The sequence below is a fragment of the Nitrospirillum viridazoti CBAmc genome (assembly GCF_000730165.1).
Taxonomy (GTDB): domain Bacteria; phylum Pseudomonadota; class Alphaproteobacteria; order Azospirillales; family Azospirillaceae; genus Nitrospirillum; species Nitrospirillum viridazoti.
In genome coordinates this window covers 184,261-202,172 of sequence record NZ_CP022111.1, presented here as the reverse complement: position 1 = coordinate 202,172, position 17,912 = coordinate 184,261, and the positions used below count along the sequence as shown (strand labels likewise).

The 17,912-nt window shown below is 70.4% G+C and carries 12 protein-coding genes; 5 read left to right on the top strand and 7 right to left on the bottom strand.

Annotation, left to right across the window (positions count from 1 at the left end; all coding sequences use genetic code 11):
* Positions 1 to 154 precede the first annotated feature (154 nt).
* Together Y958_RS14360 and Y958_RS14355 are read left to right on the top strand one after the other, a co-directional pair.
* Positions 155 to 2,278 carry a 3-hydroxyacyl-CoA dehydrogenase NAD-binding domain-containing protein gene (locus Y958_RS14360; RefSeq protein ID WP_088872774.1) on the top strand — a complete coding sequence of 708 codons (2,124 nt, stop codon included), beginning with the start codon at positions 155 to 157 and terminating at the stop codon, positions 2,276 to 2,278.
* A gap of 12 nt (positions 2,279 to 2,290) precedes the next feature.
* Complete coding sequence (locus Y958_RS14355; RefSeq protein ID WP_088872773.1) at positions 2,291 to 3,451, top strand: acyl-CoA dehydrogenase family protein; 1,161 nt, start codon at positions 2,291 to 2,293, stop codon at positions 3,449 to 3,451.
* Positions 3,452 to 3,454: 3 nt separating this feature from the next.
* Here Y958_RS14355 and Y958_RS14350 read toward each other — a convergent pair whose 3' ends face one another.
* A complete protein-coding gene (locus Y958_RS14350; protein ID WP_088872772.1) occupies positions 3,455 to 4,585 on the bottom strand; it encodes a JmjC domain-containing protein in 1,131 nt (376 codons plus the stop codon).
* 57 nt (positions 4,586 to 4,642) lie between these two features.
* Positions 4,643 to 8,068 carry a YhdP family protein gene (locus tag Y958_RS14345; protein WP_186291407.1) on the bottom strand — a complete coding sequence of 1,142 codons (3,426 nt, stop codon included), beginning with the start codon at positions 8,066 to 8,068 and terminating at the stop codon, positions 4,643 to 4,645.
* Positions 8,069 to 8,265: 197 nt separating this feature from the next.
* Between Y958_RS14345 and Y958_RS14340 the strand changes: the two genes are divergently transcribed.
* Together Y958_RS14340 and bcp are read left to right on the top strand one after the other, a co-directional pair.
* Positions 8,266 to 11,241 carry a bifunctional [glutamine synthetase] adenylyltransferase/[glutamine synthetase]-adenylyl-L-tyrosine phosphorylase gene (locus tag Y958_RS14340; RefSeq protein WP_088872770.1) on the top strand — a complete coding sequence of 992 codons (2,976 nt, stop codon included), beginning with the start codon at positions 8,266 to 8,268 and terminating at the stop codon, positions 11,239 to 11,241.
* A gap of 95 nt (positions 11,242 to 11,336) precedes the next feature.
* Positions 11,337 to 11,801: a thioredoxin-dependent thiol peroxidase gene (gene bcp / locus Y958_RS14335; RefSeq protein WP_088872769.1), complete on the top strand. Its 465-nt coding sequence runs from the start codon at positions 11,337 to 11,339 to the stop codon at positions 11,799 to 11,801.
* Positions 11,802 to 11,857: 56 nt separating this feature from the next.
* On the opposite strand, the gene Y958_RS14330 is transcribed toward bcp, so the two are convergent.
* The 5 genes from Y958_RS14330 to parA all read right to left on the bottom strand — a co-directional run bounded on the left by Y958_RS14330 (position 11,858) and on the right by parA (position 16,695).
* Positions 11,858 to 12,283, bottom strand: coding sequence for a VOC family protein (locus Y958_RS14330; protein ID WP_088872768.1), 426 nt, complete (start codon positions 12,281 to 12,283; stop codon positions 11,858 to 11,860).
* 77 nt (positions 12,284 to 12,360) lie between these two features.
* On the bottom strand, positions 12,361 to 13,260 hold the full coding sequence (locus tag Y958_RS14325) for a helix-turn-helix domain-containing protein (RefSeq protein WP_088872767.1): 900 nt from the start codon (positions 13,258 to 13,260) through the stop codon (positions 12,361 to 12,363).
* A gap of 76 nt (positions 13,261 to 13,336) precedes the next feature.
* Positions 13,337 to 14,626, bottom strand: coding sequence for a phytanoyl-CoA dioxygenase family protein (locus tag Y958_RS14320; protein ID WP_244909519.1), 1,290 nt, complete (start codon positions 14,624 to 14,626; stop codon positions 13,337 to 13,339).
* A 31-nt stretch (positions 14,627 to 14,657) separates the two neighbouring features.
* The gene (locus Y958_RS14315; RefSeq protein WP_244909518.1) at positions 14,658 to 15,920 is read right to left on the bottom strand and encodes a phytanoyl-CoA dioxygenase family protein; all 1,263 of its coding nucleotides are present in this window, start codon (positions 15,918 to 15,920) and stop codon (positions 14,658 to 14,660) included.
* A gap of 106 nt (positions 15,921 to 16,026) precedes the next feature.
* Positions 16,027 to 16,695 (bottom strand): ParA family partition ATPase, encoded by a 669-nt coding sequence (parA, locus tag Y958_RS14310; protein ID WP_088872766.1) that lies wholly within the window; start codon positions 16,693 to 16,695, stop codon positions 16,027 to 16,029.
* Between the two features lie 209 nt (positions 16,696 to 16,904).
* Here parA and Y958_RS14305 point away from each other — a divergent pair, with 209 nt between their 5' ends.
* A complete protein-coding gene (locus Y958_RS14305; protein WP_088872765.1) occupies positions 16,905 to 17,867 on the top strand; it encodes an L-threonylcarbamoyladenylate synthase in 963 nt (320 codons plus the stop codon).
* Positions 17,868 to 17,912: the final 45 nt, after the last annotated feature.

Genomic DNA, 17,912 nt, shown 5'->3' with positions numbered 1-17,912 from the left:
TCGAGAGGGCCAAGGCATTGTAATCCCGCCCGGCGCACCATAAATTCCGTTATACGGAATTATATTCCGCAGATATTGCAATGCATCGGCGCTTTGATACTGTCCTGCCGGATGGCGCCGACCCAACCAGGCGCCTTGAGGGAGGGAGAACCCTATGGACGCCAGCGGCATCGCCACCGACTGCACCCCCGTGCGCTATGAGCGCCAGGGCCGCACCGGCATCATCACCGTCAACCAGCCGCCCGTGAACGCGCTGGGCCAGGCTGTGCGGGCCGGGCTGCTGCGCGCCCTGGCCTTGGGCCAAGCGGATGGTGAGGCCGACCTGCTGGTCCTGCTGGCGGCCGGCCGCACCTTCATGGCCGGCGCCGACATCCGCGAATTCGGCCAGGCGCCGTTAGTGCCCTTCCTGTCCGATGTGGTGGCGGCGCTGGAGGCCAGCCCCAAGCCCGTCATCGCCGTGCTGCACGGCACGGCCTTGGGCGGCGGGCTGGAGGTGGCGCTGGGCTGCCATTTCCGGGTGGCGCTACCGGGAACCAGGCTGGGCCTGCCGGAGGTGAAGCTGGGCCTGCTGCCGGGGGCCGGCGGCACCCAGCGCCTGCCCCGCCTGGTGGGCCCGGCCAAGGCGCTGGAGATGATCGTCAGCGGCGATCCCGTCACGGCCGCCGCCGCCCTGGACATCGGCCTGGTCGATTGGCTGGCGGCGGAGCCTGACCCCCTGGCCGCCGGCCTGGCCTTCGCCAAGCGGGTGCGGGCCAAGGGCCTGATGCCCCGGCGCACCGGCGCGCGCGGCGACCGCATCGCCGCCGTCAGCCCCTTGCTGTTTTCCGCCGCCCGCGACGACCTGGCCCGAAAATCCCCCCACCTCTTCGCCCCCCACCGCTGCGTCGACGCGGTGGAAGCGGCCTGCACCCTGCCCCTGGCGGAGGGGCTGAAACGGGAGCGGGAACTGTTCCTGGCCTGCATGAACAGTCCCCAGCGCGCGGGCCTGATCCATTCCTTCTTCGCCGAGCGCGCGGTGGCCAAGGTGCCGGGGCTGGCGGCTGACGCGACACCCCGCCCGGTGCACCGCGTGGGCGTCATCGGTGCCGGCACCATGGGTGGCGGCATCGCCATGTGCTTCGCCAACGCGCACATCCCCACCGTGCTGCTGGACACGACCCAGGAGGCGCTGGATCGGGGCCTGGCCACCATCCGCCGCAACTATCAGGCCAGCGTGGCCAAGGGCAGGCTGCGCCAGGAGGAGGCGGACGCGCGCCTGACCCTGATTCGTCCCAGCCTGGCATACGACGACCTGGCCGACGCCGACCTGGTGGTCGAGGCCGTGTTCGAGTCCATGGATCTGAAGAAACAGATCTTCACCCGGCTGGACCAGGTGTGCCGGCCGGGCGCCATCCTGGCCACCAACACCAGCACCCTGGACGTCGACGCCATCGCCGCCGTGACCAGCCGGCCGCAGGACGTGGCCGGCCTGCATTTCTTCAGCCCGGCCAACGTCATGCGCCTGCTGGAGGTGGTGCGGGGCCGGGAAACGGCGCCCGACGTGCTGGCGACAGCCATGGACGTGGCGCGGCGCATCGGCAAGGTGGGCGTGGCCGTGGGCGTCTGCTACGGCTTCGTCGGCAACCGCATGCTGCACCAGCGGGCGCGCGAGGCCACGGCCCTGGTGGACGAGGGGGCGGCACCGGACCAGGTGGACCGGGTGCTGACGGACTTCGGCTTCCCCATGGGCCCCTTCGCCATGGGCGATCTGGCCGGGCTGGACGTGGGCTGGCGCATCCGGGAGGAGCGGCGCAAGGCCGGCGACCCCGACACCCCGCCGCCCGGCTGGCTGGACCGCCTGGCCGAACAGGGCCGCTACGGCCAGAAGACGGGGGCCGGCATCTACCGCTATGAGGCCGGCAGCCGCACGCCCCTGCCTGACCCGGTTACCGCCGACCTGATCGCCCGGGACCGTGCCGCCAAAGGCATCACCCCGCGCGCCGTCACCAACCAGGAGATCCTGGAGCGCTGCCTCTACGTCATGGTGAACGAGGCAGCGAAGATCCTGGAGGAAGGGGTGGCCGCCCGCGCCCTGGACGTCGACATGATCTGGGTCCACGGCTACGGCTTTCCCCCCTGGCGCGGCGGTCCCCTGTTCTGGGCCGACCAGGTGGGCCTCGGCACCATCCTGGGCACCATCACCAAATTCCACCAGGCCAGCGGCGCCAAGCAATGGCAACCCTCGCCGTTGCTGGAGCGCCTGGTGCGCGACGGCCACGGCTTCGCCAGCCTGAACTGAGGGGCGATTGCCATGGCCTTGGATCAAGAGACGCTGAGCCAGCTGCTGGACACCGTGGGCCGCTTCGTGCGCGACCGGCTGGTGCCCCTGGAACACCAGGTGGCGGAGGATGACGCCATTCCGCCGCACATCGTGGCCGAAATGCGGGATCTCGGCCTGTTCGGCCTGTCCATCCCCGAAGAGTATGGCGGCCTGGGCCTGACCATGGCGGAAGAGGTGCAGGTGGCCTTCGAACTGGGCCAGACCTCGCCGGCCTTCCGCTCCCTCATCGGCACCAATAACGGCATCGGCTCGCAAGGGCTGGTCATCGACGGGACGGAGGAACAGAAGCGGCACTACCTGCCGAAGCTGGCCGCCGGCGAGATGATCAGCGCCTTCGCCCTGACGGAACCGGAGGCGGGATCCGATGCCGGTTCCCTGCGCACCAGCGCCCGGCGCGACGGCGACCATTACGTGCTGAACGGCACCAAGCGCTTCATCACCAACGCGCCGCATGCCGGCCTGTTCACCGTCTTCGCCCGCACCGACCCCGCCAGCCGCGATGCCAAGGGCGTCACCGCCTTCCTGGTCGAGGCCGGCACCCCGGGCGTCACAGTCGGCCCGGCGGACCGCAAGATGGGGCAGAAGGGCAGTCACACCGCCGACGTGGTGTTCCAGGATGCGCGGGTGTCGGCGGCCAACATCATCGGCGGGCGCGAGGGCCAGGGCTTCCGTACCGCCATGAAGGTGCTGGACCGGGGGCGCCTGCACATCGGCGCTGTCTGCGTGGGCGTAGCCGAGCGCCTGATCCGCGACAGCCTGGCCTACGCCCTGGACCGGCAGCAGTTCGGCCAGCCCATTGCCGAGTTCCAGCTGGTGCAGGCCATGCTGGCCGACAGCCGGACGGAAGCCTACGCCGCCCGCTGCATGGTGTTGGAGACCGCCCGCCAGCGCGACGCGGGCCGCGACGTGGGCACGGAGGCCGCCTGCACCAAGCTGTTCTGTTCCGAGATGGTGGGCCGCGTGGCCGACCGCGCCGTACAGATCCACGGCGGTGCTGGCTACATGGCCGAATACGGGGTGGAACGCTTCTACCGCGACGTCCGCCTGTTCCGCATCTATGAGGGCACCAGCCAGATCCAGCAGCTGGTCATCGCCCGCAGCATGATCCGGGACGCCAAAGGCGGCCGCTGAGGCTCAGTCGTCGAACAGCCAGACCTGGCCGGCGCGGGCCAAGCCGGCGACCGCATCGGCCACCACCGCACCCTCCATATCCGCCAGGACCCGCTTCAGCTCGCCCAGGCGGGCGCCGTCCGTGGCCAGCAGCTGCGTCAGCACCCGCCGCTGATCCGGCGGCAGTCTGGATGGAACCGGCCCCGGGCCGCGCGCGGCGGGATGGATCTCCGTGGTGTCCGATAGGGTGCGATCCAGGCCCAGGTTCATGGGCTGGAACGCTTCCCGCTCCGCATCCAGCTGGGTGAACAGCGCCGCCACGTCCGGCTGTTCCAACGCGCCATGCAGCAGGTCGGCCTGGACCGCCAGTTGTCGGCGCGTGGCCGCCTCATCGGCCAGGGCCATGACCTCTTCCCGGAAGGCGTCTTCGCCGCCCTCCAGCCGGCCGGCCAGGGCCCGCAGCATGTCGCGGGCGCGCAGACCGCCCAGGTTGATGGTCAGGTGGACGGAGTGCCCGCCCTCCGCCACCGTGGCCCAGTGGATGTCGCCGCGCGGGATGTACAGGACGTCACCGGGTCGCAAGGTGTCCTCCCACTCCACGGGCCCCGCCTCCGCCACGGTGGGATAGCTGCGGCTGACCAGGGGATGGACGGCGCGGACGCCATGGCAGTGCCAGCGCTTCTCCCCCCATATCTGCAGGATGATGACGTCGTGGTTGTCCCAGTGGGGCCCCAAGGCGCCCTCACGCTGGAAACTGACATAGGCGTTGGCGCCGCCGCGCACGCGATAGCGCCGCTCCACCGCCGCGACCAGGGAGGCGATGCGGGGGGAAACATGGTGCAGGTGGTTCAGCGCCAGACTGAGACCCCGGCCGATCTGGTCGTGTAGGGCGGCGGTCTTGAGGAACATCTGGCCCGCCTTGTTCCGGCCCACCACCGTCTCATAGGGCAGATCCTGGCCGGAGCGGACCAGGCGCAGGCGGCCGTTGTGCAGGCCGGCCAGCGTCACCTGGGCGTTGATCAGCGACCAGGGCAGCAGCCGGGCGAAAACATCCGCCTGGCCAGTGCGCAGGTGCAGGCGCCGCTTTTCCAGGAAGGCCCGGTCCAGGTCTGCCGGATCATGAGGACGAACCAGCGCCGACACGCCACCAAGCATAAGCCCACCCCAACGCCATGATCCCGCGCCAGGATAGCACCCGGCCGGAAAGTCCTGCTACTTCGGCGTGTCGGGTGTTGCCGAGCCGGGCGATGCCGGGTCGGATGCCGGCTTGGCCGGCTTCTTCCGGGGGGCGGGCTTCGCCTCCGGCTTGCCGTCCTCATCCGTGGGCGACAGGAAGAACAGGTTGCGCAGGAAGCCAGGGGCCAGCACGGCCAGCGGATTGACCGACACGTCCAGGTCGTCCAGCGGGCCCTTCACCCGGTACGTGGCCGACAGCAGGCCCTGCCCCTCCCCCCCCGTCAGCAGGTCGCCGACGATGGGAATGGCGCCCAGCAGCTTGTTGAAGGTGCTGAAGGGCACGATGGTGCCCTGAAGGTCGGCCATGCCGCGGTTGAGGTTGATCTCCCCCTCCATGGTCAGGCCGATGGCGGCGCCGGAGGTACGCACGTCGTGGAAGCTGACGCCGGTGTCGGTCCAGTGGAAGCCGCCTTCCAGCTTGGCAAAGGTGATGGGGGCGCCGCTCATGAAATCGGAGAAGCCCTGGAAGCTGGCCGCCGACAGCAGGCGCGCCATCACCGGCGCCTCCACTACCTGGTAGTCGGTGACATCCAGGGTGCCGTCCACCACCTCATGCGGGTCGCCGGGGGTGCTGTGGCCCTTCACCACCAGCTTGCCGCCGCGCAGATGGTCCAGCACGTCCAGCTGCTGCAGGGCCGCACCCGCGTCGTCGGAGGTGATGGTCAGCGCCATGGCGTTGCCGTCCGGCACATAGCGCAGGGCCAGGTGGCCGGCATTGTCCTTCCCGATGCGGCTGTCCAGCACGACGGAGCGCCAGCTGCGGCCCCGCCTGGCGAACTGGCCCTTGCTGGCGCCGATCTCGCGCCCGCCGTTGGCCGTCACCACCTTGTCGAAGTTGAAATCGATGTCCAGCGGCGGCCGCGCGTCCAGGGCCTTCAGTTCCGCCTCGGTCAGGGGCCGGCCGTTGCTGCCGCCGCTGGCGGAGCGGCGGAAGGGCCGCGCATCCATGGAGGGGCCGGCCGCCTTGATCCGCATGCCGCCCGCATCGTCCACGTCCACGGTCATGGCCACGTCGGTGCGCCCCTGGCGGTAGCGGTCGACCGCGATATGGCCGATGGAGAAGTCGTGCTTCAGGTCCATGCTGCCGGACGCCTCCATCCCATCCGCCTTCAGCTGGAAGCGGGTGACGTGCAGCGGCCGGCCCTGGTCGAAACCCACCTCGACATGGCCGGAGGCCGGCACGCCCGTCACCTTGCGCCAGTCCATCAGGGATACGGCCAGGGCCGACTTGGTCAGGTCCAGGTCGGCCAGGATGGTCTCCTGATGCTGGGCGTCCCTGGTGTAGACCATGTTGACGCCCACGGGGCCGCGCACCCAGTCGGGGAAATCCAGGTGGAACAGCTGGCGGTCGCGGTCGTTGGCCGTGGCCTGCAGGGCGACACGGGTGCCGATGGGCGCCTCCGCCGGGAAGTTCTCGCGCCACAGGATGCGGGCCGGCATGCCGTTCAGGCGGGCGGTGCCGTTGGTGTCCATGCCCTTGTTGTCCAGCACCAGGTTCAGGTCGCCGTCCGACGCCTTGATGTCGGCGACGATGCCGTCGGCCGCCACGTTCTTCAGGTGCGCCTGCACGCCCAGCTTCACCTGGTCCATTTTCAGGGTGGCGACCAACGGGAAGTCGAAGCGCAGGGTCATGTCGGCCGTGCCGGCCACGGTCGCCGGCACCAGCCCCACCTTCTTGGCATAGCCCAGGGGCGGGGTGTCGATGACGGTGAGCGCGGAGGAGATGGGGCCGCTGACGGGCAGCGTCATTTCCATCTTCTGCGCCGTCTTGTCCAAGCCGGTGATATCCAGGCGCGAGGTGCCCAGCGCCAAGTCGAGCAGGCGGCCCCGCGTCAGCTCGATGCCCAGGTGCCCACCGTCGAAGGTGGCGGTGCCGCCCACATCCTTCACCTTGGGCAGGCCGTCCATGTAGTTCACGGTGGCGCCGGAGAAGGTGAAGTTGGCCATCATGCGGCTGGGCACCATGTCCGACAGGTCGGCCGGGGCGTTACCTTCAAAATTGAAGGTGACCTTGTCGAAGGCGCCGTCCGATAGGTTCTGCATGATCCAGGCGCGCGGCTTGGGCAGGGCGTCCAGGGGCCACAGCGCGTCCAGTGCGTTCAGCGGCACGGACTTGACCTCGGTGGCCAGGGTCACGCGATAGCTGCCGTCGTCCCGCTTCACCCCCTTGCCCGTCAGCATGACGGTGGACGCCGGCGCGGGCCCGCCGGACCCGGGCAGGGTCAGGTTCAGGTGGTTCAGGATCAGGCCCCCTGGCTCCAGCCGCGCCTGCAAATCCAGGTTGGCCACCGCCAGCGGCGCCTTCAGCCGGCCCGGCAGGGTGACGGTGCCGGCCGTGCCGCTGAGCGCCACGTCGAAGATGCGGGGGGAGAAGTCGGAGGCGAGGTCCAGCGTCACCGTGCCGGCCAGGGGCATGTCGATGCCGCCCACCGCCGCCAGCACGCCGTCGGACGCGCGGGTGATGCGCGCCAGGTCTGCCGGGCTGACGCCGGAGAAATGGGCCACGGCGCTGACGGTGCCGTCGGCCAGGCGATAGCCCAGGTCGGCCGCCACCTGCGTCATGTGCCCGCCCAGGTCCACCACCAGCTGGGCGTTGCCGCTGATGCCCCGTCGGTCGCGGGTCAGGGAGATGTCGGCCCGGGGGGCGGACCACACCAGGCCCAGCTGGCGGTTATCCACCGACAGCCGCGCCTCGGACACCACCAGCTTGGTGAGCGCGCCCAGGGGTTCCAATGGATCCGGCGGCCGCTTCAGCGCCGTGATCAGGTCCGCCATGAAGTCGTTGCCGTCGTCGGTGTCGTCATCCGACATCAGCGCCAGGCGGAAACGCCCGTCGACCTCGCGGATGGCATTCAGCCGGGGGCGCACCAGCACGATACGGGTGGGCGCCAGGCGGCCGTGCAGCAGCGCCGGCACCGACAGGGCCACGCGGAATTCCGGCAGCGTCGCCACGGTGGCGCCGCCAGTGCCGGTCAGCACCACGTCGTCGGCCAGGATTTCCACCGTGGCGCCCTTGGGCGCCCTGGCCAGCAGCACCTTGTGGACGGAAATGTGGACGGTGCCGCCGGAATTCACCGCCTGCTCAAGATAGGGCGCGAACCAGGAGATGGGCATGGGCCCCCGGCTGAGGCGCCAGGTCAGAAGGCCTGCCGTGACCAGGATCACCAGCAGCAGGCCGGCCGCCAGTTCCAGGATGACCAGGGCGGTGTGGCCGATCATGCCCCGGCGCTTGCGCGGCGGCTTGGGCGGGGGCGGCGCGATGGGGTCGGGCGGGCGCCGCCCCGGCACGCGCAGGCCTACGTCCCCTCGTTCGCCGCCACCCTCGGGGCCGTACGCCTGCGTCCCGGTCGGCGCCTCGGAAGGCACCTCGGCGGGGGGAATGGGCGGGGTCGGACGGGGCAAAGGCTCAAACTTCCGGCATGGCTTGACCGCGTTGCAGCCCCTTGGGCACTCTGCCCCGGGAATCCACAACCGCGAAACGGCGAACAGCGAACGGGGCCCCGCCCCACCCCTTGTCCAGTCCCAGCAACATAGGGTCACGATGGACAGGTTTACACGGGGGCAAGGCCCGTTTCCTGGCATAGCCCGGTCAGACATCCATGTTCAATGCGAAATCCCTACCCCAAGCGGCAGATACCGAACTTCTGGCCCGCGGGCTGGAGTCCTGGCAGCGCCGGGCGGAGGACTCCGGCGACATGGAACTGGCGGAATTCGCCCGAACCTACGCGGCGGATGAGACGGGCGGGGCCTTGCTGCGGGCCATCCTGGGCAACAGCCCCTTCCTGGGCCAGGCCCTGCTGAAGGAACAGGCTTTTTTCCGCCAGGTGGCCACCCTGGGCTTCGACGCCGCCTTCATGGACCTGTTGGAGGGGCTGTGGGCTGAGGTGGGCGGGGCGACCACCACCGACCGGCTGATGAAGGCGTTGCGCGTGGCCAAGCGCCGCGCCGCCCTGCTGATCGCCGCCGCCGACATCGCGGAAGCCTGGACGCTGGAGCAGGTGACTGGCGCGCTGAGCCAGCTGGCGGAGGCGGCCCTGCGCCTGACCGCCCGCCACCTGCTGCGCCAACTGGCCGCCAAGGGCGACATCCGATTGCCCGACGCCGAGAACGATCCGGAGGCCGGCAGCGGCCTGATCGTGCTGGCCATGGGCAAGTTCGGGGCGCTGGAGCTGAACTACTCCAGCGACATCGACCTGATCGTCCTTTACGACGACGGCGTGGTGCAGGCCCGCGACCCGGATGAGATGACCCGCACCTTCGTGCGCCTGGCCCGCGACCTGGTGCGCATCATGGAGGAGCGGACGGTGGACGGTTACGTCTTCCGCACCGACCTGCGCCTGCGCCCCGACCCCGGCGCCACGCCCCTGGCCGTCTCCGTCTCCGCCGCGGAGGCCTATTACGGCAGCCTGGGCCAGAACTGGGAGCGGGCGGCCATGATCAAGGCACGGCCGGTGGCGGGCGACCGCAAGGCCGGCCAGGACTTCATGGGCCTGATCCGCCATTTCATCTGGCGCCGCAGCCTGGATTTCGCCGCCATCCAGGACATCCATTCCATCAAGCGCCAGATCGGCGCGCATAAGGGCCACCGCGACAAGGCGGTGAACGGCCACGACATCAAGCTGGGCCGGGGCGGCATCCGCGAGATCGAGTTCTTCGCCCAGACCCAGCAGCTGATCTATGGCGGGCGCGACCCCCACCTGCGCACGCCCGCCACCATGATGGCGCTGGACGCCCTGGTGGCCGCCGGCCGCGTGGGCGAGGACGCGGCCGAGGATCTGAAGGCTGCCTACCGCTTCCTGCGCCGGGTGGAACACCGGGTGCAGATGGTGGACGACCAGCAGACCCACAAGCTGCCGGTGGACGACAAGGGCGTGGCCAGCATCGCCACCTTCCTCGGCTATGCCGACGCCGATACCTTCCGCACCGAACTGCTGGCCACCCTGGGGCGGGTGGAGGACCGCTACGCCGCCCTGTTCGAGGAGGCGCCACCGCTGTCCGGGCCCGGCAATCTGGTCTTCACCGGGACGGAGGACGATCCCGACACCATCACCACCCTGCGGGGGCTGGGCTTCCAGAACCCCTCGGCCGTCGCCGCCCAAATCCGCGCCTGGCACCACGGCCGCTACCGCGCCACCCGCAGCACCCGGGCGCGGGAGCTGCTGACGGAGCTGGTGCCCACCCTGCTGGCGGCCCTGGGCGGCACGGCCCAGCCCGACCAGGCCTTCCTGAAGTTCGATGAGTTCCTGAGCCGCCTGCCCGCCGGGGTTCAGCTGTTCAGCCTGTTCTACGCCAACCCCAAGCTGCTGGAGCTGGTGGCCCTGATCATGGGCACAGCCCCGCGCCTGGCCGACAGCTTGTCGCGGCGCCCGTCGCAGTTGGATGCCGTGCTGACCCCCGGCTTCTTCGACCATCTGCCGAACGCCCAGGAATTGCGCGAGGGGCTGTTCCGCCAGCTGGCCGATGCCCACCACTTCGAAGAGGTGCTGGACCTGACGCGGCGCTGGACCAGCGACCAGCGCCTGCGCGCCGGCATCCAGATCCTGCGGCACCTGACCGACGGCGACCAGTGCGGCCCCTTCCTGACCGAGGTGGCGGACACGGCGCTGACCGTCCTGCATGAGCGGGTGGAAGCGGAGTTCGCCCTCCGCCATGGTCGTTTCGAAACCGGATCGGATGACGGAACCGGCATGGCCATCCTGGCCATGGGGCGGCTGGGGGCGGGGTCGCTGTCCCTGGGATCGGACCTGGATCTGATCACGGTCTATCAGGTGCCGGATGGGTCGGACCAATCCAATGGCCCCAAGCCGCTGTCGCCCAGCGAATACTTCATCCGCCTGACCCAGCGCCTGATCAACGCCATCACCGTGCCCACGGCAGAGGGCGCGCTGTACGAGGTGGACATGCGCCTGCGCCCCTCCGGCAACAAGGGGCCCCTGGCCGTCAGCCTGGACGCCTTCACCCGCTACCAGCACGAAAGCGCCTGGACGTGGGAGCATATGGCCCTGACGCGCGCCCGGGTACTGACCGGGCCGCCGGCCCTGCGCACGCGACTGGCCGAGGCCATCCACGCCGTGCTGGTGCAGCCGCGCGACCCGGACAAGCTTCTGGCCGACGTGGCCGACATGCGCGTCCGCATGGACAAGGAGCACCACACCAAGGACCCCTGGTCGGTGAAGCATGTGCGCGGCGGCATGGTCGACATCCAGTTCCTGGTGCAATACCTGACCCTACGCCATGCCGCCGACCATCCCGGCATCCTGGACCCCAACACCACCGGCGCCCTGGCCCGCCTGCGGGACACCGGGCTGCTGGATGCAGCGGACGCCGACGCCCTAATCGACATCCACCGGCTGTGGCGCCGGGTGCAGGCCTTCCTGCGCCTGACGGTGGAGGGCGAGGTCAAGGTGGCGGAGGCGCCGCCGGCCCTGCGCCTGGCCCTGGCCGAAGCGGTGGGCCATGGCCTTGACTTCGACGCGGCGGAGGCAAAGATCCGCGCCGCGGCGGCCCAGGCCCACGCCCTGTTCCGGAAGGTGGTGGAGGAACCCGCCGCCCGCCCGCCGGCGCCGGCCCCTTGATCCAACCGGCGGGCTGGACCGTATCCGCCCCGTCATCAGTCCACCGTCGCAAACCTCGGCACGAACCCAGGCCCGAACCAGGAAGGAAAAGCACCATGGCCGTTGAGGTCGGAACCCCCGCCCCGGATTTTACCATGCCCACCGATGGTGGCGGCAGCGTCACCCTGTCTTCGCTGAAAGGCCGTCCGGTGGTGCTGTACTTCTACCCCAAGGACGACACCAGCGGCTGCACGGCCGAGGCCTGCGGCTTCGGCGAGTCCCTGCCACACTTCGAGAAGGTGGACGCCACCATCATCGGCGTGTCCAAGGACAGCGTGGCCAGCCACGACAAGTTCAAGAAGAAGTACAACCTGCCCTTCACCCTGGCGTCCGACGCCGACAACGACGTGTGCGAGCGCTATGGCGTGTGGGTGGAAAAGAACATGTACGGCCGCAAATACATGGGTATCGAGCGCGCCACCTTCCTGATCGGCAAGGACGGCCAGGTGGCCCAGGTCTGGCGCAAGGTCAAGGTGCCCGGCCACGTCGACGCCGTGCTGGCGGCGGTACAGGCGCTGTAAGCAGGGCTAAGGCGGCGGGCCGGATACGCCCGCCGCTGGTCATCGAAGCGTCGACCTCAAAGCGGCGCCCAGGGATCATAGGTGCCGAAGCTCCAGCTGTTTCCTTCCGGGTCGCGGGCGTGGTAGCCCCGGCCGGGGTAGCCTTCATTGTCGTGCGGTGGGGTCACGACCTCCGCCCCGGCGGCGCGGGCGCGGTCGTGGTGGGCGTCCAGGTCGTCGACGACGATGTAGATGCACGCCGTGACGCCCCCCGCCTCCGCCGCCGTTTTCCAGCGATAGGCGTCGGTTGACGGCCCGGGCTGGGCGGATCCCAGCATGACCATGCCGTCGCCCAGCGTCAGCTGGGCGTGGTGGATGAGGTTGGGGTCCTGGTCGTCGGCGTAGACGGCGTGGCGTTGGAAGCCGAAGGCGGCGCACAGGAAGTCGATGGCGGCCGGCGCATCCTGATAACGCAGGCAGGGAATCAGGGAACGGGTGGGCATGGGGCTCAGTCTCCTGTCAGGCGGCGACGATGCCGCTGGCCCGACCATAGGGCCGAACGGCGCGGCCTGGATTGGATCTAAATAACCTCCCCTATCCCGGCCTCCACCAGGCCGCCGCCGTCCGGAAGGGACTGGGCCAGGTATTGCCCCGGCGTCAGCCCGGCGAACTCCCGAAATTCCCGGATCATGTGCGACTGGTCGCAATAGCCGGCATCGATGGCGATGCCGGCCCAGCCGCCGCTGCCCTCATCCGGCGGCCCGGCCCCCAGCCGCTTGGTCAGCGCCTCGAACCGCATCAGGCGGCGGTAGGTGCGCGGCCCCACGCCCAGCGCGTCCTTCACACGATTGGCAAGATGCTTGGCGCTCCACCCGATGTCCCGCGCGATGTCGGCGATGTCCAGGTCGGGCCGGCCACGAAGCAGGGCCAGCGCGTGCGCCTGGGCCCCCGGCAGGGCGGGCGTGGCGGCGAAGCGACGGGTCAGCGCATCGTCCAACGCGGCCATGCGGCCGGTTCCGTCCGGCGCCTCCGCCAGCGCCTGGCCCAGCCGCGTCCCCGCCGGGCCCAGGACAGCGTCCAGGGGCACCGCGCGGTCGACCAGATCCGTCAGCGGACAGCCCAGCAGGCGTCGCAGGCCGGAGAGCGGCAGGAAGACATGCATCCCCGCCTGGGTGCCGCCCGACCGGGACAGCGCCGGGGCCAGGTGGGCACCGGCCACGAAGCCCTCACCGGCCCGCAGGGTGATCGGCCGCCCGTCGCCGCCCACGATGCCGATCGGCTCCGCCAGGTTGACGATCAGGACGGCCTGGGCGTGGGGCAATTCCCGGCGGGTGGTGAAACTGGTCCGCTCGCGATAGTCGGCATACCCATCCACCAGGCCCGACAGCACCGGCGGGGGCGCCAGGCTGGCCACATGCCAGGTGTCCTGCGGGCCGTCATGGCGGCGGATCGACAGTAGGCGAGAGGACGGAACGGTCATGGGCGGGCCCCGACAGCGCGGCTGCCGGCCAGCTTGACACAGATCATCCCGACTGGGGAGGCCCCGGCGCCCGCGCCTACTTTAACGGATAGTCGAACACGGCATAGTACCCGCCATGGTCGAAGCGCCGGTTGGGCATGTCCGGACGATGATTCACGCCCGTGTAGTGGCCGATCAGCGACCGCCGCTCCACCCCCGGGCGGTTCGGCGCCGAGCCGCGGTGCATCAACCGGCCGTGCCAGATCAGCACGTCGCCCTTCTCCCCCAGGAAGCGGCGCGTCTCCACCCCCTGGGCCGCGATCTCCGCCTCGATGGCGGGGGTGACGTAGCGTTGCGTCAGGTGCGGCCAGGAGGCGCTGCCGGTGGTGCCGGTGACGCGGTCGCGCTCCGCCGCCGACATGAACTGCCGCACCCTCTCGCCCTGCAGCAAGGGCCAGCGGTGGGAGCCCGGAACGTATTCGAACGGCCCGGAATCCGGGTCGATGCGGTCCAGGGCGATCCACACAGCGGCGTACCAACCGTTGACGAAGGGCGGGCTGAGATATTCGTCCTGATGCCAGTTGCGCTCGGTCGAGGCCCAGCCGGTGAGGTTCAGATGCAGCATCATCTCCTCCCCGATCAGGCTGTTCATGATGGCCATGAGCGGTGGGTGCAGGCAGATGCGCCGCAACTCCTCCACCTGCATGTAGGGGGTGGGGGTGATCCAGCCCAGCGCCCGGTCCACCTGCTCCCGCCGCTTGATATAGGGGTCCAGCAGGTCATCGCCGAGGAAGCCCTTGAGCAGCACGACACCCTCGCGCCGCCATTGCCGCTGTTCGGGGGTCAGCGCGGCCTCGTCCACCACCGGCTGGTCCAGCGGCGGCAGGCCCTGGGGGTCGGGATGGTCGCTCAACATGGAAAAGCGAATGCCGCCGCTGGTGTCCTGCGGCGTGCCGTAGCAGAGGGCGCCCAGGGGCGGCCGGTCCCCAAGCGTGCCCGCCAGGGCCAACAGCGCGGGCGCCAGCGCCTGGGCGTCCGGCGCCTCCTCCGCCTCGGCCACGAACAGCCAATAGACAGGACCGCACCCCGTGGGGAACGCTGGCACGGTGACGCGGTCACAGCGCAGGTCGCCCTCGAACAGGCCATCCGGCGTGCGTGACACCAGCGGGCCCTGGCGCGCCAGGCCGGTGGCCTCGTCGACCAGCAGGGCGTGCAGCTTCCGCTCCGCCCGGCCGGCCCGGATGTCCCCCGGCACCTCCACGACCTCCAGGTGGGCCACGCGCGTCACCACCCGCTCCACGATCAGCAGTGGCGGAAGCGTCGCCGGCGGCGCGTCGAGGGGTGCGGAAGCCGGCCGGCGGCCGAACAGGCGGGACAGGAAGGTCATCGGGAGGGCCGGCTCATCACGGGGAAAGGGGTCATATCAGGGGGGTGTGGAACACGGCGTATTGTCCGCCAGCCTCGACCCGGCGGTCCGGCATATCGGGGCGGTGGTTCACACCGGTGTAGTGGGCGATCAGTGACCGCCGCTCCAATCCCGGCTGCCGCGCGGGGGAACCGCGATGCATAAGGCGGCCGTGCCAGACCAGCACGTCGCCCTTCTCCGCCAAGAAGGCCCGCTTTTCGACACCGCGCCGGGCGATCTCCGCCTCCACGATGGGCGCGACGTAGGACTGGGTGACGCTGGGCCAGGCGTCATAGCCGCTGTCGGTCACGGCGGCGAGGCGCCGTTCCTCATCCGTCATGAACTGGCGCACGCGCGCGCCGCGCAGCAGGGGCCAGCGGTGGGAACCGGGGATGTATTCGAAGGGGCCGGCGTCGGGATGGATGCGGTCCAGCGCGATCCACACGGCGGCGTACCAGCTGTTCACGAAGGGTGGGCTCAGATACTCATCCTGATGCCAGTCGCGCTCGGTGGACACCCAGCCGGTGAGATTGAGGTGCAGCAGCATCTCCTCCCCCACCAGGCTGTTCAGCACCCCCATCAGGGGCGGGTGCAGGCAGATGCGCCGCAACTCCTCCACGTGCATATAGGGCGTGGGGGAGCGCCAGCCCCCCGGCCGGCTCACCTGCTCGCGCCGGGCGATGTAGGGATCCAGCAGATCGTCGGGCAGGAAGCCCTTGAGGATGGCCACCCCCTCTTCCCGCCATTGCCGCTGTTCCGGCGACAGCGCGCTTCCGTCCACCACCGGCTGGTCCAGGGGCGGCAGGGTGGCGGCCGGCGGCTCGTCGCTGATCATGGCGAAGCTCAGCTGGGCGCGGTCCAGGCGGGGACCTTCGCAGCCCACCGCCAGCAGCGGCCGCTGGCCCAGGCTGACCGCCAAGGCGCGCAGCGCCGGCACCAGGGGGGCTGGATCGGCCTCGCCCAACGGTTCGACCACGAACAGCCAGAAGGCGGGGCCCGTCCCGTCCGGGAACTCCTGGAAGGCGATGCGATCGACGCCGGGAGCGGACTGGGTGATCTGCCCCACCCGGACCTGGGCCCCCGCCTCATCCATGACGATGGCCTGCAGCGCCCGCCCGCCGCGGATGGCACGCAGGTCACCGGGCACGGTGATGGCGTTCAGCCGATGGATGAAGGCATGGAACGGTTCCGCGATGACCACGTCCGGCAGAACCGGCGCCGCCACCTCCACGGTTGCGGGCGAACGGCGCGAAAGCAGGCGCGACAAGATTTGCATGGCAACCCCAACCCAGCGCCGCCCAAGCCCCCCAGGCGGCTGGTCGGGTATACACCGCCGCGCGCACCCCGTGCAATGAAGGCACCCGCGCGGATGCAGCCCAGCCTCAGGCGCTTGCGCTGCGGGTGCCGGACGCCAGGGTGCCGCCCAGTCGGGCCAGGATTTCGCCGGCCAGGGCGGCAATTTCCTCCGACCCCTTGGCGCGGCGATCGGTCTCCTGCAGCGATAGGCCATCCATCATGGCGCCGGCGAAACCGACGCGGTTGCCGATGGCAGCCTCGGCCATGGGCACGCCCAATCCCGCCACCGCCTCTGTCAGGCGATCGGCCAGCTTGGCGCGGGGCGGCACGCGATTCAGCGCCACCAGCACCGCCCGCTTTTCCGCCTTGGCCATCTCCAGCGTGGGGCGGGTGGCCCACAGGTCCATGGGGCTGGGCTGCACCGGCACCACCACCAGATCGGCCACGCGCACGGCGATGCGCGCCTCCGTCTCGGCATGCGGGGGGCTGTCGACCACCACCACGTCATGTTCCCGCGCCAGGCGTTCCACCTCTTTCTGGGTGCGCCAGCCGTTGATCTGCATATGGGTCAGACCGGGATCGTCCAGGGCCTGGACGCGCAGGCCGAACCAGGCGGTCAGGCTGCCCTGGGGGTCGATATCCACCACCGCCACGCGCAGCCCGGCCAGCGACCAGGCGACGGCCAGCTGGATGGCCAGCGTGGTCTTGCCCGCCCCGCCCTTCTGCTGCGCGATGGTGACGACGTGCCCCGCCATGATGGCTCCCCCTTTCAGGAATGACCGTGGCCGGCAGTGTGGACCCGGCGACGGTGGCGGGCAAGTGTGCAGTGCACAATGGGTGATGCCCCAAAAGGCGAGGCCGGCCCTGCGGCCACTACCCTTGGACCGGGCGCACGGGTGGGCTAGATAGGGTGATCCCTTTTGCCAGGTGCCGCCCCGTGACCGAGTCCCATACAGCCCCCGACATGTCCCCGCCCACCCAAGAGGCGCTGGAGCGCGCGTCGCAGGCGCTGGCCGGCGGCAAGCTGGTGGCCTTCCCGACGGAGACGGTCTACGGCCTGGGCGGCGACGCCGGCAACGACCAGGCGGTGGCCGACATCTTCGCCGCCAAGGGCCGCCCCAGCTTCAACCCCCTGATCGTCCATCTGCCGGATGTGGAGGCGGTGGAGCGCTACGCCGTGATGGATGAGCGGGCGCACCAGATGGCCGACCTGTACTGGCCCGGCCCGCTCACCCTGGTCCTGCCCCGGCGGGCGGATGCCGCCCTCTCGCTGCTGGTCAGCGCCGGGCTGGACACGGTGGCGGTGCGGGTGCCGCGCCATCCCACCGCCCGCGCCCTGCTGCAGGCCAGCGGCCGGCCCATCGCCGCCCCCAGCGCCAACCGGTCCGGCCACGTCAGCCCCACCGCACCCATCCATGTGCGCGAGGAATTTCCTGATGGCGGCGGCCGCCGCCTGGCCCTGATCCTGGCGGATGGCCGCTGCCCGGTGGGGGTGGAGTCCACCGTGCTGGACCTGTCGGGCGAGCACCCGGTGCTGCTGCGCCCCGGTTCCATCACGCCGGAGGAAATCGAGGCCGTGCTGGGCCCCATCCAGCGCGCCGCGACCCCGGGCACTGGCATAAAGGCGCCCGGCATGCTGGAAAGCCACTACGCCCCCGGCCTGCCGGTGCGGTTGAACGCGCTGAACGCCGCCAAGGATGAAGCGTTGCTGGGCTTCGGCCCCGACCGCTTCGTCCTGGGCGGGGCGGAGCGGCTGAACCTGTCGCCCACCGGCGATTTGAACGAGGCCGCCGCCAACCTGTTCGCCATGCTGCGCAAGCTGGACAAGCCCGGCCTCAGCGGCATCGCCGTCATGGCCATCCCCGAGGTAGGCCTGGGCCTGGCCATCAATGACCGCCTGCGCCGGGCGGCGGCACCCCGGCCCTAAGACGGAACCGGTTGACGGACCACACCGTTAGGACTTGATCACAGC